Source organism: Shewanella schlegeliana (assembly GCF_016765635.1).
Taxonomy (GTDB): domain Bacteria; phylum Pseudomonadota; class Gammaproteobacteria; order Enterobacterales; family Shewanellaceae; genus Shewanella; species Shewanella schlegeliana.
Genome location: NZ_JAESVD010000006.1, coordinates 144596 through 170771 on the forward strand (window position 1 = coordinate 144596; position 26176 = coordinate 170771).

The following is a 26176-nucleotide window of genomic DNA, read 5'->3' on the forward strand; positions in this document are numbered from 1 at the left end:
TTGTAAGGCTGAACGCTAGATTTTACTTCTATTTCCTTAAATACAAAATTCTTACCGCTATGACTAAATAGACATTAATTTCGAGTATTGTGGCTAATAATAAATTCTGTACAACTTGCGTGGGGGTCAAATCCAGGATCCTCTTTGTATTGAGAACAAAGCGCTCTCATCATAGGCTGCCAATTAAAATCACCACGGTAATTATCAGTGTCGTAAATTTCATTTGTTGCTGTGTTTAAAAGCACGGGGGAGTCATAATCTGGTAACAAGCTTAATTGCCAATTCTGGAAATAAATTGCCCGCTGTTTTTTGGCTATTAGCTCTATGTAGTTTTTAGTGCGCATGTAAGCTTTTCCATCATCTCTGACTTCATAGTTTGAAGCCGTCTCGGACATGACCTCTTTTTTATCAATAAAGCTCTTATTAATGGACTTTACCGGGACAGAAGATTCAACAACAACATATCTTTGATGCGATACCTGTTCTGCAGTCCAAGGTAGAGTTATACCGTCGAAACTAGCAGTATTTAATCTTGAAGCGGATGCACTTGAAATACCTGTACTTGAAATAGCTAGTGAACTCACTAATGTAGGTACTATATCCACCAGCGAATAAAGTCCGTCAATCTTTTGTGCTGGGGTAACTACAGTCCCATTTTTGAACTCAGCCCGCGCTAGCAGAATAAGGGATTGCTGCTGATCCAAGATATTAGTGCCATGACCCCAAGACTTCGTTTTAGGGAACGCCTTAAGGTTTTGTGGGACAGGAGTTTTGAAGGTGGGAAGCTTAAAGCTCTCACCATGATCGGAGATAATATAAACAATTGCGTCGTCCAGCATTCCTTCTTGGCTTAAGCGAGCAAACAGATCTGCCACCTGTTTATCTACACTTCTTATCATCTCTTTATACATATAGTGGTTGTAATTGCCATCCCAGTTTTCCAGAGGCTGAGATATAAAGTCTTTAGACGTATATGGCCAATGCAATTGACAATAATGTAGGGCAAGAAAGTTAGGGGCTTCATGAGCAAGGCTCTCGATTACTGCCTTATTAAATGCAATAGGCGAGTAAGCTTTACCATAGGCCCTATTATTGTATAAATAAGGCAGTATATAGGAGGAGTAGGGGTGCAATAGTAGTATATTTAGGTAGGGGAGATCGCCTAATCCTGATATGAGTGCATCTGCTGCACCAGCCTTTGGACCTACTGTATTATTAAAGCCATAGCTAGAGTCAATTTGGTTGAAGCGACGCTCATCAATTGCATAAGTCGTGTTATAGCCTCGCTCTTTTAACAGCTCGATAAACGGAAGTGTTTTATTGACCATTTCTGGTGGAGCTAAATTAAACCTAATGCCGTTATTAACCGGATACTTTCCAGTAAGAAGGCTCATCCAAGCAACGTAAGTTCGTCCCTGAGGCGTATAAGCATTCTTGTATACAGTCATACTATCGAGTACGCGGTTCAAGTTAGGGGCAATTTTAGGGTCTGCTCCAAGGTATTTCAAATGATCTGGCCTAAGACCGTCAATGCCTAAAATAATAATATTTGGATCTTTTTGAGCTTGTGCTCTTGTTTGACTGATTGAGATAAAAGGGCTTAGGACCCCAGCTATCAATAACAGAGAAATGCAGAGTGCGACAGATTTTGTAGTTAAATGGAATAAGCCTCGATAGAAACTGATAACTAAAAAGCTTGCTAAACCTCCCCATACAAGTGGTTCGCTGACAGGCGTATGCCTAAAGTATGAAACTAATGAAGTTGGGAAAAAGTATGAGTTAACTGCAATCAAACACGTAATGTTAAGAACAACAAATAGCATCCAGTAAAGTTCTTTCTGGTTTTTGCTCTTTAGAGGAAACCAAGGAGAACGGGTTGAAACGGTAATAATTCCTGACCAGATGATGTGTATGGCGATGAGTACACAGAAAAAAAATATAATATCGTATAGCAGCCCATAAGCAGCTAAAGAATCACTATCTAGGCTGTTCATCGTGGAAGCTAGAGACATTACCGAATAGACTTGAAGCGAGGACTTGAAGTTAAACAATATGACGGTAAACAACATTAAAATAGCAAGCGTCCTAAAGAATACCCTTAATAACAGTGCTCTTGCTCTGGAGTCATTAGAATCACGGTTTTTGCTCATTCTCGCTCCTTTTGTGAAGCGTTATTACTATTTACTCTGATGGGATAATCGATATCAGATGATACAAAGTCATGCTCTTTTGATGCTGGCCATCCCCCTAGAATAAGATATCGCTCAGCTAAACTTGAACCTGACGGGGTACTTGTTCTAATTTCTTTGGTGTAAAGATAATCCTGATACATCGCATTTGCGTTCAGCAATAATAAAACTGTAACGCCTATCGTTAATAGTGCGGATGTTGGGCTGAGTCTATACCATCCTCGCTTCATTATATTTATCCTAGCTTTTCAGAACATCATCAGAGCATCAATAGACGATTTTTAAAGTACTGGTCAGCTTGAGTATAGAAGAGTGTAGGCAAAAAGCTGAATATATTATGGGCTACAATAGAAGCTTTAGTTGTGGGTCAGCGACCTAACAATACAAAATAAATCACGTTAACACCTTGCCTAATCGTCTTTTTTTGTACTAAACCTAACAATTAGTTGTTTGCCGAAACGTAAACTTAGTTTATTGACTCGTTTCATTCTTTTTTCTGTTTCGGCTTCATGGATGTTAACTCTTTTATTGAGTTAATTAGGAGTCAACTTGTTAATCAAACTTAAATGGGTTGTATATCATTTACTTGTTACTCTTCTAATCATTCTAACTTCGGCTCAGGTCGGGGCGGAAACTGCTTTTAATAAGGTATCCAATAATTCTGAAGCCTCTCGTCAACTCAGTTCGTTAGCTTATGACCTCGGTGCAGGAGTGAGAGTGAATGAGACTATGAATAAGACGGGTTTGGCAAGGCTATTAGATAACCATGTTTTTGGCGAAGATTTTAAGCATCAATCTTTATCTGCTGAACAGTACCTGACTTTAATTGAGCGTAATGATGTAGAGCGTTTAAGGATGTTAATCAAGCACTATAAGTCGTTAGAGCGCTATCAATGGCCGACGGTAGCTCCTATAGAACTGAGGTTAGGTTTAAGAACGAAAGAGGTTGCAAAGCTTAGGTGGATACTAGCGCAGCTTGGAGATATAACACCCTATTCTATGCCTGTTTACCGAGAGAGTATTTTTGACCCTAGCATTGAGGAAGGCCTTAAGCTGTTTCAAAGACGGCATGGCCACACTGTTAATGGTAAGTTGGTACCCCAAACAATACTAGCGCTTAATACTGAACCCTCTATAAGAGTGGCTCAACTACAGAATGCTTTGAAGGAAACCCTGATAGAGTTCGACGGAACGAAGGATTATGTTTCTGTGAATCTAATGGCTCAAACCTTACGTATTACAAAAAACGGTGTTGTGAAGTTAGTTATGCCGGTAATCGTGGGGAAACCTACCAGTAAAACGCCAGAGTTAAACACAACGATAAGTGCTATAACAGTGAATCCTTCTTGGACACCACCAGCAAGTATAATCTATCAAGATATTTTTAAATATATTGAAAAACAACCAAATTATCTCAGAAATAATGACTTTGTATTCAAGAGCTATACAAGCAATAGCATCGATAATAATGTGGGCGGAATGGATTCAAATAGCTTAAAACACAAGTTAAAGAACAGTGCCCTCGTACAGTTACCCGGCACGAAAAATGCCCTTGGAAAATACCGATTTACAATACCAAATTCAGAAGCAATTTTTCTTCATGACACGCCAGGAAAACATTTGTTTAAAAGAAGTAATCGAGCCCTTAGTCATGGATGTATTAGACTTTCGCAACCAGAGTTATTTGCAAATTACTTAATGAGTAAAGAACCTGAAAATACGAGGTTTGTATTTAAAAATGCGATAAAAAACAAACAAACAAGGCATTTTAATCTTACGAGTAAACTACCTATTAATGTGTCTTATCAATCAGTTTGGATTGATAAAGCTGGTCGTTTACAGGTAAGAGCTAACACATTAGCTATAAGGGGGAAAGATGGATAGTTTTTGTCACGATAATGCAGCGTTATCCAAGCTCATACGCAAAGAGAAGAACGCCAGAATGAAACTTAAGTTGTTAGCTGTTTTACATTTTCAAGATGGGAAATCAAGATACCAAATTGCAGATTTTTTGAAAGTTAGCCGCACGAGTGTTAACCGTTGGGTTAGCCTCTACCTATCAAGTGGCCTTGAGGGATTAAAAGATAAACCCCATTGCGGTAGGCCGAGTATTTTAAGCCAAGATCAGCTAATACAACTCAAACGCTACGTCGACAATAAGAGTAATCATGGAGAAAAGAGAAAGTTGACGGGAGGTGATATTCAGCTATACATAGAGAAGCAATTTGGGGTTAAATATGAAATATCGAGCGTTTATAAATTGATGGAGCGATTTTAGTCCATACTATCTAATGTATTATCTGAAAGTGATTAAACTTATACATGCTAAATGAGTGATTATTTAGTATTGGAACTATTTTTATTCTTTAAAATTCCCAACGGTAACAAAAAAACATCAAACTCCTTGGTTTTCCTCTTGTAACCATAGTCATTCTCGATTTTTATGGAATAATAAAGTGGTCTGATTTTACAATGCATTTACCTTTTGTCAGCTTGTAAAAACAAAAGATACCAATATCAATTTTATAGTGTCTAATGGATTAAGGAACTATTCCCTACCAAATTTAAGGACATTGAAACTAATTCTGAGTTAAATGGTCTCTGCAATGACATAAATTGAATAATACTTTTGTATATTTGATGGGCATTGACGTGCTGACATAGCAAATGAATAGACCAGTAAATTATTCCACATGGTGAGTTAACCCTGCCTTTGCTACCTTTATATACAGCGTTACTTAAGCAATGAAAAACTTTGCGTCTGTAGCCGAACTTGTTAAAGCTAGTTTTGAGATAGGACAACAATAGGTGGATAAAATTATGGATATCAAAAGTTTACTAAAAGAGTTTGTTGAGGACGAAAGTGGTTTGACTGCTGTTGAGTATGCGATTGCTGGTGGATTAGTTGTTGGTGGCATGATCGCTGCGTTTAATACCTTAGGTACAAATGCTACGGATAAAATTGATTGTCTAGCTTCTGCGGTAAATGGTAATTCAGCTGATTGTACTGCACCTTAAACTTTGGATGAATAGTTGGAATAAAGATTGCTCACTTTCAATGTGAGTAATCTTTTGCTGAAAGTTAAGGGAATAATATGGCTGATTATCAATTGTTACTTCAAGTTGTCATTGCTGGTGTATTTTTTATATTAGCGATTATCGTGGATTTAACAAAGGAGAAAATACCTAATTGGCTATGTTTATTGGCAATATTTTGTGGGTTTTCAATAAATAGTTATTTTGCTCAGTTAAGTGGTTTAATGATCTCATTTATTGGGTTTAGTCTTGCATTTATTATTTTATTTCCAACCTTTATTTTTAAAATATTAGGGGCTGGTGACATCAAGCTAATGATGGGGATTGGCGCTTTAATGGGGCCACAATTGTTAGTGTGGAGTATTGCCTATGCAATCGTTGCTGGAGCAATAACCAGTACCTTACTCATAATATGGAAGTCGGGATTTTCTGGTTGTTTTAAAACAGCGAAAAGATATTGGGACTGCTTCTACTTAAGAACGTATTTCAAGCCAGAAGTAGGTGAGGCCGCAGGGCAAAAAGTGCCCTACGCACCAGCCTTAGCTATGGGGTGGCTGTGGGCATGTTCACTGAATCCGGATATTACACATTTATACTCTTCTGTTAGTCACTCTCTATTTTCTTAGGATATGCGCATGAATATAACTAGAGAAGAGCAGTCTCCTGAATCTATTGCTTCAATTAACACGGTTTTGCCAATGGATACTCAGCTTGCTCCACGTCCGAAAACAATCAGTGAAACAGGGGTGTCAGAGTCTGTACTTCTCGATTTAGTGACAAAGCATCTTTTAGCCGCTGGAGTGTTAACAAGAGAGCAACTCGTTAATTTGGTGGGTGTAACAGGCGGAATTATCCAACAGTTATTGGATACTGCAAAATCTTTAGCCTGGGTGGAAAATAGACAAACAACCCCTGATGGCCAGATGCGTTATGCACTAAGCGCTGGTGGGGAAGTACATGCAAAGCAAGCTTTGTCTAGAAATGGCTATTTGGGTTTGGCCCCTGTGCCATTAAAGCAGTACGCAAATATTTGTAGAAAGCAATCTAGCAGGGCCAAAGCGATTACTTTTGAAATGTTAGAGGCCGGCTTATCCGCTTTAGTATTGCCTAAAGACCTTCTCTTTAAGATCGGGCCAGCGATGAACTCTAGTCGACCAGTACTTATTTATGGGCCTCCTGGTACAGGAAAAAGCTACTTGTGTCGCCATCTTAACTTAACTCTAGGTGACAGCGTTTTAATTCCTTACGCTTTAGCAATTGGCAACGAAGTAATTCAAGTGTATGACCCAGAGCTACATCATAAAGTAGAAGGCAGTGCCGAAAACAGTAGTTTGAATCTATCAGAGGGGCATGATCCCAGATGGATAAAGTGTGAAAGGCCGTTAAGGATCACTGGTGGTGAATTGACAGCTGAGATGTTAGAGGTTCAGTTTGACAGTCATAGCCGCACATATATGGCTCCACTTCAACTCAAGGCAAATAACGGAATTTTGTTATTAGATGATTTGGGAAGGCAGAAAATCAGTGCGAAACAGTTATTTAACCGCTGGATCATACCTATGGAAGAGAGAAGAGACTTTTTAAGTCTACAATCTGGTGAGCATTTTGAAATTCCATTCGAACTCATTCTTCTATTTTCAACTAACCTTGATCCAAAAGAACTTGTAGATGAAGCCTTTTTAAGGCGACTTGGATACAAAATTCATTTTGATGCCTTGGATGAGGAGTTATATAGAAAAATATGGTTTCAAGTCTGTGAAGACTTAGGTTTAAGTTGTACTGAAGAAGTTTTTCAGTATCTCTTAGTTGAGTATCACAAGAGGTACGATAAACCACTGATTCCATGTTATCCGAGGGATTTGTTGGGGATTATGTCTGATCAAATAAGTTTCATGGAGTTTGAACCTGTGGTGACACCCTCCTTAGTTGATTCTTCTTGGTCGATATATTTTGTATAAAATTTTGGAGTTTGATTAGGAGCGACAAATGAATAATAGAACAGTCTTATTTGTCATTTTGTCATTAGTGTTTGGAGTTACCGCTGTGTATCTTGCACAAAACTGGCTCAAAACAAATACTAAAGCAGAAACAGTTGGAACAACATCCAATGTCATTACCATGGTTACGGAGGTGCCCTTAGGAACCATTATAGAAAGGAAGCACCTTGCCTTAACTCCTGTTCCTCAAAACCTTGTCCCAGAAGGTGCAATTACAGAAATCACCCAGGCTGAAGGTCAAGTTGTAAAACATCGACTCTATCAGGGAGAGGTGTTACGTAAGGAGCGGTTAACACCAAAGGGAGAGGGAAGTACATTAGCGAGTTTAATTACGCCAACGATGCGGGCAGTCACCATCAGAGTTAACGATGTCGTTGGTGTTGCAGGCTTTCTTTTGCCAGGCAACAGAGTCGATATTATCAATATAATTAAAACGCCAGGGCTAAAAACCGACATCGTTCTTTCAAACGTAAAAATCTTAGCGATCGACCAGAAAGCGTCAAATGATGAAAATAAGCCGGTGTTGGTTCGAGCAGTCACATTAGAGTTAAGTCTAGAGCAAGCCGAAACGCTAATGATTGCTAAGAGTCGAGGCTCTTTGCAATTAGCACTGCGTAACCCTAATGACACTGCGGTTATAGAGCTTGCCGATATACAAGAAAAAGCAATTGAAACAGATAAAGAAGAGCCGGTTAAACAAGCTGAAGCGGTAAGCGTTGCTAGAGTTTCGGAAGCGAGTTCAAAAAAAGTTCTTTTGCTTAAAGGCATGAATGAGCAAGAGATTAAAGTCGACAACTAATAATTAGTTGATAGCAAGCATAAAGTTTCATGTTTTAAGGAGAATAACATGTCATTCCTTCGTTACCTTTCGATTGTTTGTTTATTGGCGTTATTAGAACTGTCAACGGCATATGCAGGAGGCCCAACAGCTGGGGCGAGAGCAGATGTTCAACGGATCCCTATTTTTAAATCCAGAGTTTTAATGCTCAACGGACCTGTACATCGTGTTTCGGTCGGCAACCCTAGTATTGCCGATATTAAGTTACTCCCTAATGACGAGCTTTATATTTTAGGAAAGCAGTTAGGTAGTACTAATGTCATGATTTGGGATAAAAATGAGCAGCTTGCAAGAGTGATGGATATTGAGGTCACTCATGATCTGAATGGCTTAAAGACAAGGCTATATCAATTTCTTCCCACTGAAAAGTTAGGCGTACAAACCTCTCAAGGACAACTGTTATTAAGTGGTCAGGCATCTAATCTTCAAAAAATGAATACTGCTGTTGAACTTGCTCAGGGCTACGCTGAAGCTGCTGCTGGAGGTCGCGCACCGAGTAAAGTGCTCAATATGATGACGATAGGTGGAGATCATCAGGTCATGCTTGAAGTCGTTGTCGCCGAGGTACAAAGAAATGTAGCTAGACAGTTCGACTCTAAGTTTTTCATATTTAATCAGGGATCTAACCTATCTGGTGGTGTTGTTGGGGGGGGCGGAGGCTTTGACCCTGGAAGCATAGGTGGTATCGATGCCAAAGGTATATTTGCGCAGTACATCAATGGTGATTTAATGATGAATTTTGCGCTAGATGTCGCTAAACAAAACGGTTTAGCTAAAGTCTTAGCTGAACCTAATGTTACCGCAATGAGTGGTCAATCGGCTCAGTTTCTTTCTGGAGGAGAGTTTCCTATTCCGGTTCCGGGGGAGAATGGTAATACAACTATCGAGTACAGGGATTACGGTGTTGGCGTGAAATTTGTTCCAACTGTTCTTGACTCTGGTCAAATTAATTTGAATTTAAATGTAGTGGTTAGTGAAATTAGTACTGCAAATAGTTTTGCGATTTCAGGTAATACCTCAACGACGTTAGTTGTACCATCGTTGGTAAAAAGAAGTACTGCGACAACGGTTGAGTTAGCTGATGGGCAAACAATTGCAATCAGTGGCTTAATTAGTGACACACTTAGAGAAAATATCGATAAATTACCTGGTTTGGGAGATGTTCCGGTTTTGGGGCAGCTATTCACGAGTAAGAGCTTTCAAAGTGGTCAGAGTGAACTGGTGATTTTAGTGACCCCTAGGCTAGTTAGAGCGTTTAATCGCAAAGATATTTCCCTACCTACTGACGGTTTTGTATTGCCTTCCGATGTAGAGTTTTACCTACTAGGAAAACTCTCTCACAAAGAAAAGAATGACGATACTAGCGAAACACCTTATGAGCCTGTCGAGTCAGATGCAAAATTAGATGATTCAGGAACTCAGCAAAAATATGGTCATTCACTTTAAATCTAAAAAAGGAGTAGGGCTCATGAGAGCAAATATAAACGGTACCTGTAATATTTTCTTTGCAGTCTTAGTTGTTTCTTTTTTTAGTTTGACGGGCTGTACGAAAGTCAACGACTTCCCAATGGGTGAGAGTCATTACCAGATTAAACAAGTACAGATATTGGACCCTGGGGCAGCAGAACGTAACGACGGTATTATACTTAGTCTGGAAGGTAACTATGGGCGTGAGGTTATGCAGTCTTACCGGGCAAGTTCTGCGAAGCCTGAGAAAGCGAGGCATATGGGCTCGATAACCGCTATTGGCTCGGGTGGCAATTAGATTGTAGAGGCTACAGTTATGGCGAGTAAATTCAGATTATTAGTCCAACTTAGACGTCCTAAAAGAAATCAATCTGGGGCGATTATCGTCATGTTTACGATAGGACTGTTTGCGATTGTTGCCATGGCAGCCTTAGCATTAGACAGTAGCCACATGTTATTGAACAAAGGTCGGTTACAAAATGCTGTCGACTCAGCAGCTTTATCTGCGGCTAAAAAGCTTCAGGATGGTGGAACGCTTTATGATGCAAGACAAGTTGCCGTAGCTATTCTTGCTCAAAACCTTGGTCATGCCGAAAATAGTGAAATTGCCGATGTAGTCACTTTGTCATCACCAGACTACAACTCTTCTCAAGTGACAAGCCATGTAGCGATAGAGTTTTCGGCATTACCTGACCCGTTTGTCCCCGGAACAGATAACAATTATGAATATGTGCGAGTGAGAGTTGAAGGCATCAGCTTAGATAACTTTTTAGCGCAAATTATGAATTTTGATAAAAAAGTTCGTGCTTCTGCTGTTGCGGGACGCAGTACCGATATCGAGTGTTTGAATAAAGTGGTTCCCTTATTAGTTTGTGGTGATATGACAAAACCCGACGATTACGGAATGGCTCACGGTGGCCTACATGTCATGAAAATTGGCTCCAAACAAAACCCTACAGATCCCGATGTAACCTTAGGGCCTGGTAATTTTCAGCTACTCGATCTTGGTGGCTCTGGTGGTAAAAGTATTGAAGAGGGGCTTGCCGGAGAGTTCTCTCCTGGAGCATGCGTCAGTGTTGATCAGCAGATACCAACAGAGCCAGGAAATAAAGTTGGCCCAGTTTCAGATGGACTTAATACGCGTTTTGGTGAGTGGCCAAACGGTAATCAATTGAATTCACTCGATCACCCTAGAGACATTAATACTTGCCAGGGAGATAGGTTATTGGTCGATGAAGAGGCCAATATCACTAACCCAGCAGCAGAGTATTATAGCTATGCGGCTTATTACGGGCAGGATATTAACGAAAACCCTGTTTCGCATACTCAACACTGTAAAACTGGAAATATTTTAGACGCGTCAGCATATAACAAGGCCGATAGGAGAAAGTTGCCGGTTGTTATTGGAGATTGTACCGGAAAGATTAATGGTAAAAATGTTGTAGAGGTTAAAGCTATTGGCTGCTTTTTCTTAACGCAGACTGTAGCGCACGAGGGAAATACATCGATTATCATCGGAGAGTATATTTCTGAGTGTGGCTCTTCTGGGAATGCTTCGTTAGACCCTGATTTCGAGAGTGATAACTTCACAATTGTACTCTATCGTGATCCTGATAGTCCTGATTCATAGGTGGTCTTATGAATTTTAAAAAACAGAACGGAATTGCAGCCATAGAATTTACACTTGTTTTACCGATTCTTCTGCTGCTTATCTTCGTTACAGTAGAATTTGGTCGAATACTTTACCAGTATAGCGAATTAACTCGAATGGCACGCAGTGCGGGGCGTTTTATTTCAAATGCAGCAATCGTCGATACAACAGGTAATTTACCGGATGTTTTATCTGATGAAAATTGCGATTTTTGTATAAGTAATATGAAACGCATGTTGTTAAGTGGAGATACACTAAACACAACTTCAAATCTATCTGGATTGGCAAGCACTGATATCACTGTGACAGAGTTTCCTGCAGATAGCGGTATATTAGTAATACAGGTAAGTTATGACTGGCAACCATTATTTACCGATAAGTTATCGACACTTTCTTTTGGAGAGGGCATAGATCTTACTTTTAATTTAAATGCCTCCTATGCGGTAACGGCCTTATGAAAAAGCAAAAGGGAGTTTATGCTGTTGAATTTACATTTGTTGCGGGGATATTTTTTGTTGTACTTTTCGCTGCAATAGAGTTTGGACGTCTATTATTTACCTACAATGTACTCCATGAGGCTTCGAGAAGAGCCGCAAGGTTAGCTGTAGTATGTCAAGTTGATAGCGATATAAACTCTAGAGCTCTGTTTAATGATGCCTCTATTTTGCCTAATTTAAGCGCAAGTAACCTAAGTATTAGCTATTTGGCTTTTGATGGAACGCCTGCTACAGGAATAGACATCGATCTAGTAAGAGCCGAAATCATAGGTTATAACCATCAGTTTCTTGTGCCTGGTTTATATCGCACGATTAATTCCCCTACTTTTACCACAACACTTCCTAGGGAGAGTCTTGGTATATTTCAAGGAGGAACAACTGACTGCAGCTTGTGATTAAAAATATAACCAAATAAATAAATACCCTAGGGATTATTGTCTATAGTAAATATAGACGTGTTTAAAAAGGGAGGTAAGTAGCATAATGGATAAGCCGCTAGAGCTATGTGTCTCGAACGATAATCAACAGCAAGAGCAGCCTATGCATTTTAGTCTACCATTTCCTGTTCGTGCTGTAGTGCTATCTAATGCCAGTGAGTCTCTTGCTTGGTTTAGTGAAAACTTAAATCAGCTCGAAAACTTAGACTGGCAGGCCGTCTCTTATGATGAGCGGAACTTACCAAAAGAAAAAAGCTACTTTAACCTGGTACTATTGGTATTACCCTCTGATGAGGTTGAAGCTGCCAAAGCACTAACATATGCATCAAATTTTGACTGTGACACGATATTAATAGGCTTTAATACTCCGCAGAATATCTTAAGATTGGCTTTTCAATATAATGTAATTGATTTTATCCCCTCAACCTCTCCCTTAAATGAGATTTTTACCTCGTTAGAAAAGGTGTCAAACCGCCTTGTTCAAAATGCAGATTTAGCTCCTGTTATTGCGATTATTAACGGTAAGGCGGGCTCCGGTGCCAGTTTTATATCAGCAAGCTTGGCGGATGTTGTATCTCAAAGAGAAGGGGCTGATTTAGCATTATTAGACATGGATCTACACCATGGCACCTTGTCACATATTCTTGGGTTTGACTCAAAATATTCTGTTTGCGATGTACTCGGCTCTATTGAAGAACTCGATGAAATAGCGTTGAAAAGTACTATGAGTAAGAAAGGCAATTTAAGCCTACTTGCAGCCAAACCTTTTGAACTACTTGGACTAGATAAAGAAGTAGACTTTAGTCGGATTAAAGGTTTGATTTGGAAATATCGTAATTTTTATAAACAAGTCATTTTGGATTTCTCAAGAGGTCCGGAGTACTGGAATTGCGATCTTCTTTTAGACGCGACAATCTTAATCGTGACTCAACAAAATATAATGCATTTACGTCAAACAAAGGATTTGGTAAATCAATTGACGAAAAGATTAGGGGTTTCTCCAGATAAAATAAATCTTGTTGTAAATCGATATAATAAAAATTCAAATATAAAATTAGAAGATATCAAAGAAGCAATTGGAATACCGAGTATTAGCACTGTTATTAATGATTATAAGTTGTCCAATGAGTGTGTCGACCTTGGACGACCGTTAACTGATGTTGGAAAAAAACAAAGGATCGTCACTGACATTCGACTTTTAGGGGACAAAATACTCCCCGTTAAAGCTGACGAAACTAATAGTAAGCCTAGTTTTTGGAAGCGTCTTTTAGGGAATTAATATGGAAATAATACAGGAAAGTAAAGGGGTAAGTGATTTCCAACCTTTAACTCAAGAAGAGCAGGATATCAAGGTTACGCTTTACGATAAGTTATTGAGCGTGATGGACTTGTCTCTTATTGAGACAGTCTCTAAAGAGCAAGCCAAAATCCAAATAAGTGAAATATGTGGTCAGATTTTAAATGGCTTGAATCTACCAATTAATCTATCCACTCGAAAGAGGCTAATCGGTCTTATTATCGATGAAGTGTTAGGACTTGGCCCGCTAGAGACGCTTTTAGCGGATCCGTCTATATCTGATATTCTTGTTAATTCTTATGATCGTGTTTATATCGAAAGAAGGGGTAAGTTAGAGTCAGTCAATATTAAGTTTCACAGTGACGCTCACCTTTTAAATATTATTGATAGAATTGTTTCAAGTGTGGGTAGGAGAATTGACGAATCATCTCCTATGGTGGATGCAAGGCTTGCCGATGGTTCGCGTGTGAATGCAATTATTCCACCTCTAGCTCTAGATGGCCCATCCCTTTCAATCAGACGTTTTGCCGTTGATAAGCTTAATGCAAAACAGCTTATTGATATTGGTTCAGTGACAGAGTCTATGATTGAACTGCTTAAGGGGGGCGTTAAAGGTAAGCTAAATATCTTGGTATCAGGCGGAACGGGTAGTGGTAAAACGACCTTACTTAATATGTTATCTGGATTTATTCCGAGCGATGAGCGCATTGTTACAATCGAGGATTCAGCGGAGCTTCAACTTCAACAACCCCATACCGTACGTTTAGAAACACGCCCTCAAAATATTGAAGGAAAAGGAGAAGTTACTCAGCGAGATCTTGTTAAAAACTGCTTGAGAATGAGGCCAGACCGTATCGTTATTGGTGAGGTTCGTGGTGGAGAGGCCCTCGATATGCTAACAGCGATGAATACCGGCCATGAAGGTTCTCTAACGACTTTGCACGCTAACAGTCCAAGAGATGCATTGGGTAGACTGGAGTATATGGTTTGTATGGCTGGCTTCGATATGCCCGTCAGTAACATACGAACCCAGATTGCATCGGCAATTGATTTGGTTGTGCAGTTAGAACGTCAAGAGGACGGCCGCAGAAGAGTCACCAGCATTCAAGAGATTAATGGTATGGAGGGGGATATCATCACTATGTCTGAAATATTCCGCTTTACTCGTAAAGGGTTAGATAATGAAGGGATGATTATTGGTGAGTTTCAGGCGACAGGAGTTATTCCAAGTTTCCATACCAAGCTAAAACAACATGGTATCGATCTCCCGTATCACCTTTTCAATTGTGGCGATCCATTTGCTGAATTTTAGGGAGTCGACACATGTTTTCTAATCAAGTTATTTTCTTAGGCCTAGTGTTTGTTGCAGTTCTATTCTTGTCACAAGCACTATTTTTACCTGTTTACAGTCCGCAAAGAGCGAACACTGCACTAGTGCGCAAGCGCCTAAAGAAGCTATCAGAAGAGTCCGGTGATATTACCTATGAAACGTCATTACTTCGTAAGAGCCGTTTAGGGAAATTAGGCCCTATTGGGCGTTGGTTAGAACATTTCCAGGTTGTGGAAAATCTAAGCTATCGATTAGAGTTGGCCGATTACAAATTGATGGGGCATCAATTTATCTTTCTTGCGGTTTTATCTGCATCTATTGCTGCATTCTTGGCTTGGGCTTATTTAGCGGAACCTATCGCAGCAGCTCTTATGTTTGTGGTAACACTTTTTCTATTTAACTTTAAGTTAAACCGCGATACAGCGAAGCGAATGGATAAAATTGAGGAAAGTTTTCCTGATGCTTTAGATGTATTGCGCCGTGCTCTCCAAGCTGGTTATTCATTCTCTGATGCAGTTAAGTTAGTCACCGAAGAGATGGAGGGGCCGCTTGCGAAGGAATTTAGCTTAATGTTCGCTAACATTAACTACAGTAAAGATACGAAAAGAGCACTCTTAGGGTTTATTGAGCGGGTGCCCAGTGTTTCAGCCATGGCTTTCGCTAGCGCGGTTATGGTTCAAAAAGAGACTGGCGGTAATTTAGCTGAAAATATTAACAACCTGGCAAGAGTCATTCGACTGCGTTTTACGTTTAGGCGCAGAGTGAGAACACTCTCAGCCGAAGGGCGTTTGTCTGCATGGATCCTTATCTTACTGCCGTTTGTGCTTTTCGCTGTTATTTATATTCAAACACCAGGTTATGTTGGTGAGCTAACCGGTACAGAAGAGGGTAATCAGTTGCTGATTTGGGGGGCTATCGGAATGTTTATCGGTGGCATGTGGATTAGTAAGTTAATAAGGATAGATATGTAATATGGACTATCTAATTGGTTTATTTGGTCAGTGGTTTGATGATCCTCAACATGTTGAATGGGCTATTTACACCGTTGCTGCGATTGCCGGAGTTACCCTTGCAATATCTGTTTCTTACTTGATTAGCGGTGTCTACTCTCCTATTAGAAAAAGGTTGAAATCACTTAATGATGAGGAAAAACCAGTAACTCAAGATGTGACTGGCACTTTGGAGCATGGCATAGACGAAATGGCTAAGAAGCCATTCCTCAACTTTTCTAATCATGAAACAAGACGCCTACTTATTCATGCTGGATTCCACTCTCAAAATGCTCTCGCAGTTTTTAACGCTTCGCGCCTGCTTCTTATCTTGCTCGGATCCATTATTTCTTTGGTGGTTTTGAATCTGTTTCCTAATATTTCGGGTATTTGGACAATTTACATCTTTTGCTTATTTATTGGTGGCGCATTTATTATTCCATCAATCGTATTGCAGTCTTTAGCAAATCGTCGTATGCGCCGTCTTAGAGTCGGGTTTCCTGATGCCTTAGACTTACTCGTTGTTTGTTGTGAGGCAGGTCTTGGTTTAATGGCGGCTATGCAGAGGGTTGCTAAGGAGTTGGCATTCAGCCACCCGAACTTGGCTAGTGAACTGGATTTAGTATGTAGTAAGGTGAGAGCGGGCTTAACCATTAAGGTCGCGCTACAGGAGTTTACCGATAGAACAGGTCTAGAAGATATTAAGGGGCTCAATTCAGCAATTTCTCAGAGTATGCGCTTGGGTACGGGGATTGCTGAAACGCTAAGAGTATTTTCAGATGAATATCGTAATAAGCGATTACAAGCGGCCGAAGAGCAAGCCGCAAAGCTTGCGGTGAAAATGATATTTCCAATGATGTGTTGTATCTGGCCTTCGTTCTTTATCGTTGCTGTAGGCCCTGCGGTATTAAAAGTAATGAAAGTATGGGGACAAGCGTTTTAAGCGCTAGATTGAAGGACATATAGGGGATGGATATGAGCATAAGATTGATACCATTTAATACTAAAGGTCTAAAATTTTACTGTTGGGGATTGGTTAAAGCCTCAGCAATGCTAGGCATATTGCTTTTTGTAACTGCTTGTAGCTCTACCCCTGAAGAGGCTCCTGTAGAGGTTAAAGAGCCTGAACGCCAAGATTTACTGGATGTTGGGACACTCTCATCTGTAGCATCAGACTTCTCTGCCCCAAAAACGGAAGCAGACGCATTAACTAAAGCACGCACAGAGGAGCAATCCGGCAACCTTGAAAAGGCATTATATGCTTATATCCAAGCGTTAGACTTTAATGCTAAAAATGCGGAAACCTTTTATCAGATAGGCCGCATTCATACTATGAGAGGTAATATTGATATTGCTTTTAGAGCGTATAATGAAGCGCTTAGTCTTGATCCTAATCTAATGAGGGTTCATGCAGATCTTGGGGTCATCAGCATGGATAAACGACAGTACAGGGAAGCACGTTTATACTTAGAGAAGGCGATAGAGCTAGATCAATACAGACTCGAACAACTGGAAAATAAGCAGGTTATGAGAGAATTTTTGGTACCAGATCAAGACTCACCAGCACGAGTTTATAATGCTATAGCCATATTGGAGGATGTCGAGAATAACCATCAACAAGCCAGAGAGTACTTCAAGTTAATATTGGAGCTTCAGCCTCATTCCCCAGTACTTATTACCAATTTGGGTTATTCATATTACCTAACGGGTGAACTAAGCATGGCAGAAAAGTATTTGCGCCAAGCAATTCGCCAAGATTCAAACTTTGATCGAGCTTGGACTAATTTGGGGCTAGTCTATGTACGTAAAGGTTTGTATAAACGTGCACTAGCCACATTTGAACGAACCATGTCTCCGGCTGAAGCATTAAATGATTTAGGTTACTTCTTAATGCTAGAAGGGCAGTATGAAAAGGCTATTGCGCTGTTTGAGCGAGCAATAGATACATCGCCTAGTTATTTTGAACAAGCTCAGAAAAACTTAAGGAGAGCTAAAGCTGAGATTTCTGATGAATTTCAGCATGCGGGTTATTGATTATCAAGTTGGGAAATAACCCTGTGTTAATGTCAATCTTGGCAACACAATGCTCTGCAATAATAAGCCCTACAATATGACAAGTAGGGCTTATTAAGTTATCGTCGTTAAGCTTGCTCCAACTCAAGTTGCATTAACAGCATATCTTCACCGTCTAGTACTTTCGTTTGGCCACTTTGACAGTGACTGCAAATGACACTTCGTTCACTATGTTCTGTGCTCTGCCCACAGTCCAAACACATAAGTATTAATGGTTGGATATTCATCACGAGCTCGGCTTCACGGCAGATCCCTTCTAACTTGAAGGTTTCAAAAGCCGTCTTGAGTAGCTCTGGCTCTACACCACTTAAGATCCCAAGTTTTATCTCAACTCGACTTATCTTAATAGCGTTATTCGCCTGAGCATGACGTTCACATTCTTCGATTAATGCAGTAACAATGGAGTATTCGTGCACTAGCAGATCCTCGGCAGTAACTCACCCTGAGGTAAGTCTAAATATCGAGTACTTCCCCAAGGAGTGTTTAGGATCACTTTTCCTTTTCGGTTCTGATTTACATCTCCAATTATGGCTGCTTGCTCGCAGTGGCAAAAACGCTTCATAATCTCTAATGTTGCATCGGCACTCTTCTTCGGTACAGCAAGGATAAAGGTACCCTCATTAGCGAGATCAAACGGCTCGAAGCCATAAAGCTCACATAAGCCTCTTACTTCATCGCAGACAGGGATCGCTTCCTCATGAACATTAATCTCAACATCAGATGCCAGAGCCCACTCATTAAGAACCGCAGATAATCCACCACGGGTTGCGTCTCTCATTGCGTGGATTTCGATGTTGGCAGCAATGAGTTGCTCGACAATAGGCCAAAGCGTAGCGCAGTCACTTGTCAGCTCAGAGTCTAGCGTCAGGCCTTCTCGCGCCATCAAAATTGCGGCGCCGTGGCGACCGATGTCACGAGAGACGATGATGACATCATCATCGGTTACGCTTTTTACCGATATACCTTTTTGTAAAATCCGACCCACACCAGTGGTATTGATGAAGAGCCCGTCGGCACAGCCTCGTGGAACCACCTTAGTGTCTCCGCAAACAATCCTTGCACCGGACTGTTTCAGCTCCTTTGCCATGCTTTCGACGATAGTTTTTAACTTGGCAATCTCAAAGCCCTCTTCGATAATAAAGCTACAACTGAGATACTGTGGTTCTGCGGCCATCATCGCCAAGTCGTTAACGGTTCCAGCTATAGAAAGCTTACCGATGTCGCCACCAGAGAAGAATAGTGGTGCTACAGTAAAGGAGTCGGTAGTAAAGGCGACATCGCCGTTAAAATGTAAGACCGCGGCATCTTCTTCACTTCGTAAAATGGGATTATCGAACGCTTTAAAGAACAGGTCTTTAATCAGGTGGTTCATCTCTTTACCGCCGCCGCCATGACTGAGCTGTACGACTTTCTTGGAAATGGTTTGATTCATTCTGTGACTCCGTTATAGCGGTAGTAGGCGTTACAAGCACCTTCTGAGCTGACCATACAGCTGCCTAATGGGGTTTCAGGGGTACAGCCACGTCCAAATACCTTACAGTCTTTGGGTTTGCATAAACCTCGAAGAATGTCGCCACACTGGCAGGCTTTATGATCGTCAATTTCATCAGTTGGAAGATGGGCAGCAAAAACAAGTTCAGCATCTCGATGGGCATATTCCTCTCTTAACATCAATGCAGAAGAGGGGATTGGACCAAGACCGCGCCAGCGGAAATTGTCTCTTACTTTGAAATAACGGTTAACCATTTTTTGGGCCGCAAGATTGCCATCTTCCGATACAGATCGGCTGTACTGATTTTCCAGTTCTGCCTTCGATGCTGCTTTTTGTTTTACAATCATTAAAATAGACTGCATGACATCCACTGGTTCAAACCCTGAAACCACGACCGGAGTATTGTAATCGGTCACGGCTGGGCGGTAGACCTTCGCGCCACTGATCACGCTAACATGTGCAGGACCAATAAAGGCGTTCACCTTTACATTCGGGTCGGCCATCACGGCATCAATCGCAGGCGGTACCAGAACGTGATTGATATGAAATACCAGATTATTAATCTGTCGTTGCTCGGCTTGATCGATAAGCACTGCGGTCATCGGGGTGGAAGTTTCGAAACCTATCGCAAAGAAAACAACCGTTTTATTGGGGTTATCGATAGCGATCTGTAAGGTATCTAGAGGGTCATAAATAGGTCTGATATCACAGCCATTTGCACGATAGTTTGCCAAACTGCCTTTAGAACCTGGAACACGGATCATGTCGCCTAGGGTTACCAAAATCGTATTAGGTAAACTTGCCAGAGCAGCAGCATGATCGATTCGCTCTTTTGGCATGATGCAAACTGGGCAGCCCGGACCATGAATAAAGTCGATATTATCGGGCAATAGCTGATTTAACCCATACTTCATGATGGTGTGAGTATGTCCGCCGCACACCTCCATAATATTAACACTGCCGTCAACCAAACTTGCATAGTTAGCTATCTCTTTGGCTAAAGAGCGAATGACCTCGGGATCTCTGAATCCTTTGTAAAGCTCTGTTAGGGCTATCATTAAGACTCCTGCTGTTCTTGTTCGAGTTTTTCCACAATTTCTCGATACAGAGCTAAACTTTCCATAGCGTCGGCTTTATCAATTTTATTCATAACGAAACCAATATGGATCAGAACATAGTCACCAATTTCTAATGCATCTGCCATTAGGTGACTGCTGACCTTACGTTTGACGCCCATAGTATCGACGGTTACCGCCTGCTCATCTTCATGTAGCGCAATAACTTGTGATGGAATAGAAAGACACATTAGGCGCGGACTCCTGCTTGTTGAAGCAACCAGTCAGCCACTTTGATTAGGGATTGAGGATCTTTAACTGATACCTCTAATAGCTCAACATTAGGGTTTAGTTTCTTTAGCTGAGCACGGGACTCTTCCATGCTGAAGTCAAAGTAGGGCATGAGATCAGACTTGGTGATCAAAACTAAGTCCGCACGGCGGAACATCACCGGATACTTCTCAATTTTGTCGTCCCCCTCTGGTACAGAAAGCAACACGATATTCTTATGGGTGCCCACATCGTAACTTGCTGGGCAAACTAAGTTACCGACGTTTTCGACGAAGCAGATATCAATCGGGTCTAAGTTAATATGATGAAGGGCGCTGTGCACCATGAAGGCATCTAAGTGGCAAGCTGCACCAGTTTGGATCTGATAGGCATCGATGCCTTTTGCCTTTAGTCTGTCTGCATCTCGGGAGGTCTCAAGATCTCCTTCGATAACCGCATATTTGAGGTCGGTATATTGATGTAAATGCTCAAGTAACGTGGTTTTTCCGCTACCAGGACTACTCATCAAGTTAAATGCTTTGATGCCTTTAGCATCAAAGTGCGCTCGGTTATGCTGCGCCTCAATATCGTTCTTATCCAAAATTTTATGAATGATGGATAGGGTCTTTTTGTCATTGAGTTGAGGGTTGCTAGCGATATTATCGTCAGTTTTAGAATGCGAATGACCTGAACTTAAAAGATGATCATGACGAGTGATCGAACAACCACAGTCTTGGCACATAGGTAACTCCGTTTTTTTATCGTTTTAATGATTGTCACTTAGGACGATTGTATCGGCCTTGATGCAAATCAGATTTGTGTTTGTTGTTTGGTGATGTTTGTCACACATGTTTGTTGTGCATTGCATACCATAATTGGCCGAGTGCAATGCCAGCATCGTTTATCGGTACCTTATGACTCGAAAGCAGCTGATTTCCTTGTGCGGTAAGTTGTTTCTCACAGCGCTCAAGTAAATACCGATTCTGAAATACCCCGCCGCAAAGTACGATTGGTGTTTCTAAATGAGCTTTAACGCTTTGACAAACCATATCGCATAGAGCATCCATAAACGCTTTGGAAATGAGTGCCACACGTTGAGGAGTGGGCGGTTTCAAGGTCATTTGCTCTACGATTTGGCATAGCAGATCTGAGGAGTCCCATTGCCCATTTGTCAGCTTGATTACAAACCTAATTGACTCATCGTGCTCTGCTATAGTTTCACGGGCTTTGCTGTGTAGCGGTTGAAGCTTAGAATGGCTTTCAAAAAAATTCGGTTTATAAATCGTGTTCACTGAGTTGGCTGCGGTTTCAATTAAGATCCCGGCTTCGCCTTCATACTGAGTATCACTAATCATCCCTAGAGCCACTGCTACCGCATCAAACAATCTTCCGATTGATGAGGTTTTAATACTTGTCTTCGCCTGCCAAAGCTTAACTAAATTATTAAACATCGTCGGTGACAGCGTTTTTAGCGCCGGAATATCGAGTAGCTTGATCTGCTCTGGTGAATATTTTTCAAGCAAAATGGCAAGTAAGAGCCTTACCGGTTGCTTAATCGCTTGTTCACCGCCAATCAATGCAAAGGTACTCAAGTGGCAAAGACGCTGATATTTGTGAACATCACAGCTCAAAAGTTCTCCGCCCCAAAGTGTTTTATCATCGCCTAATCCCGTACCATCAAAACTAAAACCCAGCACGGGGGTGGTGATCTTATTGGCTGCCATCACACTTAACACATGCGCATAGTGATGCTGAATTGCTGCAGTCCTTTTTACATCTTGGGATTGGGCCCAGCGACTAGTTGCGTAGTCGGGATGGTTATCATGGATAAGGCAGTTGGCATCGAATCCATATAATCTTGAAAAAGTATTTAGGGTGTGATGGAAATACTCCTCAGCCTCAATCGACACGAGATCGCCAATATGAGGACTAAGAAACAGGTTATGATTAAAACCGAAACAGATACTGTTTTTCTGTTGGGCACCAACAGCAAGAATGCTTTCATTTAATGCTTGCTCGCTATAGAAAGATAGCGGCGCATAACCTCGTGCTAAACGAAGCACCTGTAGATTATCGTTTATAACTTGTACAACGCTGTCGTCACAGCCATTCAATATCGGACGGTTGTGATCGAGGATATTGTCGATAACATGACTCAGTTTGCTATTGATTGCCACGCTATCGGTGATGATAGGTTCGCCGGAGAGGTTTGCACTTGTCATGACTAAGGGGCGTTTTACGCCATTTAATAAGAGTTGGTGCAAAGGCGTATAGGGAAGAAAGATCCCAAGTCTGTCGATTCTAGGTGCAACAAGCTGACTAAGTGATGGCTCGACATTGTGAGCATCGATTTTGCGCATCAAGGTTATAGGGCGCTCGGCGCTGCTGAGGACTTGCCATTCTGCCGTGCTGCCTGTAACGAGCTTTTTAGCAGCCTCAATATTTTCAACCATCACCGCAAATGGCTTAGCCGGGCGGCTCTTTCGCTGGCGCATTAGACTCACGCAGCTATCGTTTGTGGCATCGCAAACGAGGTGAAATCCACCTATACCTTTAATGGCAAGTATTTTCCCGTTTAATAATGCCTCTATCGCATCTTCAAGCGCGCTTTCTTTGCTGCTGACTAGCGTCAGATCGGCTTGTTTAAAGCTTAATTGTGGACCGCAATCTGGACAACTGACGGGCTGGGCATGGTAACGTCTGTCCATTGGGTCTAAATAGGCTGACTTGCATTCAGGACACATATCAAAGTCTGCCATGGCAGTATTGGGTCTGTCATAGGGCAGGGCATTGATCAGTGAATACCTTGGTCCACAATTAGTGCAATTGGTGAACGGGTATCGAAAATGGCGGTCATTAATATTGGCGATATCGTTAAAGCAGTCATCACAGGTACATTTATCGGACGAAACGGCCACAACGGCAAGACTCTCTTTTTCGCTATGTACAATACTAAACAGACCACAATCATCCATTATAGGTAGTGGCGTGACCTCAATACTGTCAATGCGAGCGAGAGGAGGCGGCTGCTTCCTAAACGCCGCTTCAAACAGAGCAAGTTCGGCAGGGTGCCCCTGAGCCTCTATTGTTACTCCTTCACTATTATTTAGTACGTTTCCGGTTAGGTTGAGCTCATGGGCCAACCGATATACAAAAGGTCGAAAACCGACACCTTGAACGATGCCGGTGATCTTTAGCTGTAAACGACAATTTGTCAGATTTTTAGTCATATATGCTAGCACAGCTAGTTAGTGTCTACGCTGCTTAAGGTATAAAGCACCCGCTGCGATATTTAAGCCATCTAGATCCATTTGTAGATTGGTGTTGAGGGCAAAGTTTTTACCGAGCCGTAGAGCAACTCGTTGTGCTAAGATCTCATTGGCAAAGCTATCTCCAGCGATAACGACTGACTTAATACTGATATTTTGATCAAGGTGCTCAATCCAGTTACACAGATAATCAGCAAAGGAGTCGTGCATACCAAAGGCAAGTTTATCGATGTTTTCCTCTTCGGCGAGTCTGAAACTGATAATAGTACCTAATGTTTTACACCAGTTTAGGCTTCTAAAGGCTTCGCCCCGCGTTAACGGGAAATCGACTCTAGGTGCATTAGCCCCTTTATGGCACATAGCTCGTGCGACAACAAAATCGCAAAGTTCAGTTTTGCTTAAGTCTCTTGGCTCATCTATTTTGCTGGCGGCACCGAGGAAGATCGCCGAGATCGCCCAAAGTGTTTCGATATTATCGGTTGGCTGCGCAAGCTTTAAGGATAAAAGCTTCAGATAATCATCGGGGTAATGAGCCTTAAATTTATCCAGTAAATTCTTTTGAGGTGAGAGCTCAAGCTGATGAACTATGTCATAACCGTTGTCTGGTAAGTTTGGAAACTCGAAAAATAGCTCTAGTTGCTGTTTACCATCCAAGGTCACTATCTGCGTCTTATTGGAGCGGCTAAAGTATAAAGCAGCGACGTTCTTAGGTTTATTGTCACCGATTGTCGCGCCATGTAGTGCGCAGCTAGCAGCACTATTAATCGGCTCGACTTCATTGTCAGCTTGTTTGTTAGTTAAGATCTCAATTTGCTTGCTTGCCCATCTTGCTTGATAACTTCCAGCCTTGGCATCATCGTGTAACGGTTGTCGTGCGGCTTCAATCAGGACCTTATGAGGAGTTGGCGGCGTTGCAATCAATGACCATTTTGCATCTATCATGGTAATTCTGGGGTTTTGGGCATTTGCGATATAGATATAATCGGTACCTTGCTGCCTAAGAATTTCGCAGATCACCAATAACAAACGTGAATTTGCAAAGCTAATTTCATATAGCGGTTGTTTCAGTCTTGGATGGTTATTGATAGACCTTGCTCTAATAAACGGCTTTTCTATGCTTGAAAGTGCGAGTATTTGGCTATCGTTGACTGAAAAGTGCGCGTGAAGATTATTAGGATTACAGATCACCAACTGGTGGCGGTTTTCGGGCGGTTGATTTTCTATGGGGTGGAAACTGATAATCGGGCCCGTTTTATCTTTATCCTGAGGTAGCTGAATTGAGCCTAGCGTATCAAGCTGTTTAACCAGTGCTCTAGCGTCGGCTAATGAGATGGCTTGCTCAGCAGTCGATATACGAGTATGAGCCTGACAGCAGGGGCAGTTAAATCCAATGTCACCAAAGTGCTTGGCTTGATTATCCCCAAGTTGTGGTTGGCAATGCTGACAGTACTCGATTTCTAGAGCCTCAACTGGAAGTAATTTTTTTCTCCCGATAGGCTCTTCGATGGCTTTTATCTGTGGTTTTACTAACCAAGTTGAAATTAAAAAGTCATTAGCTATCGCATCGGCGAGTTGTTCAAGCTGTGCTTGCTCACCTAAGGCCTCTATGTAGTAAAGGTTATCTTTTTTACCAATCGTTACATCAAATTGTTCGTTTTGCAGGTACTGATTGCACAGGTGCCCATAAAAAGGCACATCGCGGGTACAATTAAACTCAAATCTAATATTCTTCATCTAAAGTTAAGCCACGTTTGTATGAGTCGGGAATGAGACTGTTAATATCAATGTTTGCAATACGTTGGTGAGTAAAGCCTAAAGAGTCAAAGTGATTCAGTAGTGTCTTTTCCATCAAAGGCACAGCGGCCAAGATCTGCTCGGTTAAACCAAGCGTCATAGGTTCAAGAACCGTTGGGGTAACACCTAGAACGAAGGTTTTTGGTCTATCTCCGACCATCTCCATCATGATTAGTGTTTGTAACATCTCGACTTCATGGGCACTGCCTTGCCAATCAATTTCGGCGGGGGCCTTGTCGAAGTCAAAGAAATAGACTTCTCCTGGAGCGACACCATTAGCGTTGACGGTATCAACGACGATGAGGTAGTCGTAATGACAAAGTGTTGGGATAAGACCTTGGGCAAGTGTTCCACCATCAAGCATATCAAGCTGATCGATTGGATGGTGGAAGCTGTAGTTTTCTTGGATGTAATTGACGAAATGTACGCCGATGCCCTCATCGGCGTACAGGACATTGCCAATACCAAGTAGCAATATCTTCATGTTTTCCTTTT

25 protein-coding genes are annotated in these 26176 nt (G+C 41.4%); 16 read left to right on the top strand and 9 right to left on the bottom strand.

Annotation, left to right across the window (positions count from 1 at the left end):
* Window positions 1-74: 74 nt before the first annotated feature.
* Entirely contained in the window at window positions 75-2150 is a 2076-nt protein-coding gene (locus tag JMA39_RS11900; RefSeq protein ID WP_202722082.1) for a sulfatase-like hydrolase/transferase, read from the bottom strand.
* A 588-nt stretch (window positions 2151-2738) separates the two neighbouring features.
* On the opposite strand from JMA39_RS11900, the gene JMA39_RS11905 reads away from it, so the two are divergent.
* The 16 genes from JMA39_RS11905 (at window position 2739) to JMA39_RS11980 (ending at window position 17762) form a co-directional block, all read left to right on the top strand.
* Window positions 2739-4073 (top strand): L,D-transpeptidase family protein, encoded by a 1335-nt coding sequence (locus tag JMA39_RS11905; protein WP_202722083.1) that lies wholly within the window; start codon window positions 2739-2741, stop codon window positions 4071-4073.
* The gene (locus JMA39_RS11910) at window positions 4066-4467 is read left to right on the top strand and encodes a helix-turn-helix domain-containing protein (RefSeq protein WP_202722084.1); all 402 of its coding nucleotides are present in this window, start codon (window positions 4066-4068) and stop codon (window positions 4465-4467) included. The genes JMA39_RS11905 and JMA39_RS11910 overlap by 8 nt, the downstream gene beginning before the upstream one ends.
* Before the next feature lie 542 nt (window positions 4468-5009).
* Window positions 5010-5207, top strand: coding sequence for a Flp family type IVb pilin (locus JMA39_RS11915; RefSeq protein ID WP_202722284.1), 198 nt, complete (start codon window positions 5010-5012; stop codon window positions 5205-5207).
* 77 nt (window positions 5208-5284) lie between these two features.
* Complete coding sequence (locus JMA39_RS11920) at window positions 5285-5851, top strand: A24 family peptidase (protein WP_202722085.1); 567 nt, start codon at window positions 5285-5287, stop codon at window positions 5849-5851.
* A gap of 9 nt (window positions 5852-5860) precedes the next feature.
* Entirely contained in the window at window positions 5861-7183 is a 1323-nt protein-coding gene (locus tag JMA39_RS11925; protein WP_202722086.1) for an ATP-binding protein, read from the top strand.
* Between the two features lie 28 nt (window positions 7184-7211).
* Window positions 7212-8021 carry a Flp pilus assembly protein CpaB gene (gene cpaB, locus JMA39_RS11930; protein ID WP_202722087.1) on the top strand — a complete coding sequence of 270 codons (810 nt, stop codon included), beginning with the start codon at window positions 7212-7214 and terminating at the stop codon, window positions 8019-8021.
* A 48-nt stretch (window positions 8022-8069) separates the two neighbouring features.
* Complete coding sequence (locus JMA39_RS11935; RefSeq protein ID WP_202722088.1) at window positions 8070-9506, top strand: type II and III secretion system protein family protein; 1437 nt, start codon at window positions 8070-8072, stop codon at window positions 9504-9506.
* A gap of 22 nt (window positions 9507-9528) precedes the next feature.
* A complete protein-coding gene (locus JMA39_RS11940; protein WP_237732800.1) occupies window positions 9529-9825 on the top strand; it encodes a hypothetical protein in 297 nt (98 codons plus the stop codon).
* Window positions 9826-9843: 18 nt separating this feature from the next.
* Window positions 9844-11157 carry a TadE/TadG family type IV pilus assembly protein gene (locus JMA39_RS11945; RefSeq protein ID WP_202722089.1) on the top strand — a complete coding sequence of 438 codons (1314 nt, stop codon included), beginning with the start codon at window positions 9844-9846 and terminating at the stop codon, window positions 11155-11157.
* An 8-nt stretch (window positions 11158-11165) separates the two neighbouring features.
* A complete protein-coding gene (locus JMA39_RS11950; RefSeq protein ID WP_202722090.1) occupies window positions 11166-11636 on the top strand; it encodes a TadE family protein in 471 nt (156 codons plus the stop codon).
* A complete protein-coding gene (locus JMA39_RS11955) occupies window positions 11633-12070 on the top strand; it encodes a TadE/TadG family type IV pilus assembly protein (RefSeq protein WP_202722091.1) in 438 nt (145 codons plus the stop codon). The genes JMA39_RS11950 and JMA39_RS11955 overlap by 4 nt, the downstream gene beginning before the upstream one ends.
* A gap of 88 nt (window positions 12071-12158) precedes the next feature.
* Window positions 12159-13391 carry an AAA family ATPase gene (locus JMA39_RS11960; RefSeq protein WP_202722092.1) on the top strand — a complete coding sequence of 411 codons (1233 nt, stop codon included), beginning with the start codon at window positions 12159-12161 and terminating at the stop codon, window positions 13389-13391.
* A gap of 1 nt (window position 13392) precedes the next feature.
* On the top strand, window positions 13393-14721 hold the full coding sequence (locus JMA39_RS11965; RefSeq protein WP_202722093.1) for a CpaF family protein: 1329 nt from the start codon (window positions 13393-13395) through the stop codon (window positions 14719-14721).
* An 11-nt stretch (window positions 14722-14732) separates the two neighbouring features.
* A complete protein-coding gene (locus JMA39_RS11970; RefSeq protein ID WP_202722094.1) occupies window positions 14733-15710 on the top strand; it encodes a type II secretion system F family protein in 978 nt (325 codons plus the stop codon).
* 1 nt (window position 15711) lies between these two features.
* Window positions 15712-16671: a type II secretion system F family protein gene (locus JMA39_RS11975; RefSeq protein WP_202722095.1), complete on the top strand. Its 960-nt coding sequence runs from the start codon at window positions 15712-15714 to the stop codon at window positions 16669-16671.
* Between the two features lie 32 nt (window positions 16672-16703).
* The gene (locus JMA39_RS11980; RefSeq protein WP_202722096.1) at window positions 16704-17762 is read left to right on the top strand and encodes a tetratricopeptide repeat protein; all 1059 of its coding nucleotides are present in this window, start codon (window positions 16704-16706) and stop codon (window positions 17760-17762) included.
* Window positions 17763-17869: 107 nt separating this feature from the next.
* Here JMA39_RS11980 and JMA39_RS11985 read toward each other — a convergent pair whose 3' ends face one another.
* The 8 genes from JMA39_RS11985 to JMA39_RS12020 form a co-directional block, all read right to left on the bottom strand.
* Complete coding sequence (locus JMA39_RS11985) at window positions 17870-18217, bottom strand: hydrogenase maturation nickel metallochaperone HypA/HybF (protein ID WP_202722097.1); 348 nt, start codon at window positions 18215-18217, stop codon at window positions 17870-17872.
* On the bottom strand, window positions 18217-19233 hold the full coding sequence (gene hypE / locus JMA39_RS11990) for a hydrogenase expression/formation protein HypE (protein WP_202722098.1): 1017 nt from the start codon (window positions 19231-19233) through the stop codon (window positions 18217-18219). The genes JMA39_RS11985 and hypE overlap by 1 nt, the downstream gene beginning before the upstream one ends.
* Window positions 19230-20351: a hydrogenase formation protein HypD gene (gene hypD / locus JMA39_RS11995; protein ID WP_202722099.1), complete on the bottom strand. Its 1122-nt coding sequence runs from the start codon at window positions 20349-20351 to the stop codon at window positions 19230-19232. Before hypD ends, hypE begins: the two co-directional genes overlap by 4 nt.
* Entirely contained in the window at window positions 20351-20599 is a 249-nt protein-coding gene (locus JMA39_RS12000; protein WP_202722100.1) for a HypC/HybG/HupF family hydrogenase formation chaperone, read from the bottom strand. Before JMA39_RS12000 ends, hypD begins: the two co-directional genes overlap by 1 nt.
* The gene (gene hypB / locus JMA39_RS12005) at window positions 20599-21360 is read right to left on the bottom strand and encodes a hydrogenase nickel incorporation protein HypB (protein ID WP_202722101.1); all 762 of its coding nucleotides are present in this window, start codon (window positions 21358-21360) and stop codon (window positions 20599-20601) included. Before hypB ends, JMA39_RS12000 begins: the two co-directional genes overlap by 1 nt.
* A gap of 100 nt (window positions 21361-21460) precedes the next feature.
* Complete coding sequence (gene hypF / locus JMA39_RS12010) at window positions 21461-23848, bottom strand: carbamoyltransferase HypF (RefSeq protein WP_202722102.1); 2388 nt, start codon at window positions 23846-23848, stop codon at window positions 21461-21463.
* 18 nt (window positions 23849-23866) lie between these two features.
* Window positions 23867-25621 carry a Kae1-like domain-containing protein gene (locus tag JMA39_RS12015; RefSeq protein ID WP_202722103.1) on the bottom strand — a complete coding sequence of 585 codons (1755 nt, stop codon included), beginning with the start codon at window positions 25619-25621 and terminating at the stop codon, window positions 23867-23869.
* Entirely contained in the window at window positions 25608-26165 is a 558-nt protein-coding gene (locus JMA39_RS12020; protein WP_202722104.1) for a HyaD/HybD family hydrogenase maturation endopeptidase, read from the bottom strand. Before JMA39_RS12020 ends, JMA39_RS12015 begins: the two co-directional genes overlap by 14 nt.
* Window positions 26166-26176: the final 11 nt, after the last annotated feature.

What these genes read in the sequence shown, in the direction of transcription:
- JMA39_RS11960 (WP_202722092.1), top strand. Translation starts at nt 12,159, where the DNA reads ATGGATAAGCCGCTAGAGCTATGTGTCTCGAACGATAATCAACAGCAA.
- JMA39_RS11910 (WP_202722084.1), top strand. Translation starts at nt 4,066, where the DNA reads ATGGATAGTTTTTGTCACGATAATGCAGCGTTATCCAAGCTCATACGC.
- hypF (WP_202722102.1), bottom strand. Translation starts at nt 23,848, where the DNA reads ATGACTAAAAATCTGACAAATTGTCGTTTACAGCTAAAGATCACCGGC.
- JMA39_RS11945 (WP_202722089.1), top strand. Translation starts at nt 9,844, where the DNA reads ATGGCGAGTAAATTCAGATTATTAGTCCAACTTAGACGTCCTAAAAGA.
- JMA39_RS11980 (WP_202722096.1), top strand. Translation starts at nt 16,704, where the DNA reads ATGAGCATAAGATTGATACCATTTAATACTAAAGGTCTAAAATTTTAC.
- JMA39_RS11900 (WP_202722082.1), bottom strand. Translation starts at nt 2,150, where the DNA reads ATGAGCAAAAACCGTGATTCTAATGACTCCAGAGCAAGAGCACTGTTA.
- JMA39_RS11915 (WP_202722284.1), top strand. Translation starts at nt 5,010, where the DNA reads ATGGATATCAAAAGTTTACTAAAAGAGTTTGTTGAGGACGAAAGTGGT.
- JMA39_RS11955 (WP_202722091.1), top strand. Translation starts at nt 11,633, where the DNA reads ATGAAAAAGCAAAAGGGAGTTTATGCTGTTGAATTTACATTTGTTGCG.
- JMA39_RS12020 (WP_202722104.1), bottom strand. Translation starts at nt 26,165, where the DNA reads ATGAAGATATTGCTACTTGGTATTGGCAATGTCCTGTACGCCGATGAG.
- JMA39_RS12015 (WP_202722103.1), bottom strand. Translation starts at nt 25,621, where the DNA reads ATGAAGAATATTAGATTTGAGTTTAATTGTACCCGCGATGTGCCTTTT.
- hypB (WP_202722101.1), bottom strand. Translation starts at nt 21,360, where the DNA reads ATGTGCCAAGACTGTGGTTGTTCGATCACTCGTCATGATCATCTTTTA.
- cpaB (WP_202722087.1), top strand. Translation starts at nt 7,212, where the DNA reads ATGAATAATAGAACAGTCTTATTTGTCATTTTGTCATTAGTGTTTGGA.
- JMA39_RS11920 (WP_202722085.1), top strand. Translation starts at nt 5,285, where the DNA reads ATGGCTGATTATCAATTGTTACTTCAAGTTGTCATTGCTGGTGTATTT.
- JMA39_RS11925 (WP_202722086.1), top strand. Translation starts at nt 5,861, where the DNA reads ATGAATATAACTAGAGAAGAGCAGTCTCCTGAATCTATTGCTTCAATT.
- JMA39_RS11935 (WP_202722088.1), top strand. Translation starts at nt 8,070, where the DNA reads ATGTCATTCCTTCGTTACCTTTCGATTGTTTGTTTATTGGCGTTATTA.
- JMA39_RS11975 (WP_202722095.1), top strand. Translation starts at nt 15,712, where the DNA reads ATGGACTATCTAATTGGTTTATTTGGTCAGTGGTTTGATGATCCTCAA.
- JMA39_RS12000 (WP_202722100.1), bottom strand. Translation starts at nt 20,599, where the DNA reads ATGTGTCTTTCTATTCCATCACAAGTTATTGCGCTACATGAAGATGAG.
- hypD (WP_202722099.1), bottom strand. Translation starts at nt 20,351, where the DNA reads ATGATAGCCCTAACAGAGCTTTACAAAGGATTCAGAGATCCCGAGGTC.
- JMA39_RS11970 (WP_202722094.1), top strand. Translation starts at nt 14,733, where the DNA reads ATGTTTTCTAATCAAGTTATTTTCTTAGGCCTAGTGTTTGTTGCAGTT.
- JMA39_RS11950 (WP_202722090.1), top strand. Translation starts at nt 11,166, where the DNA reads ATGAATTTTAAAAAACAGAACGGAATTGCAGCCATAGAATTTACACTT.
- JMA39_RS11940 (WP_237732800.1), top strand. Translation starts at nt 9,529, where the DNA reads ATGAGAGCAAATATAAACGGTACCTGTAATATTTTCTTTGCAGTCTTA.
- JMA39_RS11965 (WP_202722093.1), top strand. Translation starts at nt 13,393, where the DNA reads ATGGAAATAATACAGGAAAGTAAAGGGGTAAGTGATTTCCAACCTTTA.
- hypE (WP_202722098.1), bottom strand. Translation starts at nt 19,233, where the DNA reads ATGAATCAAACCATTTCCAAGAAAGTCGTACAGCTCAGTCATGGCGGC.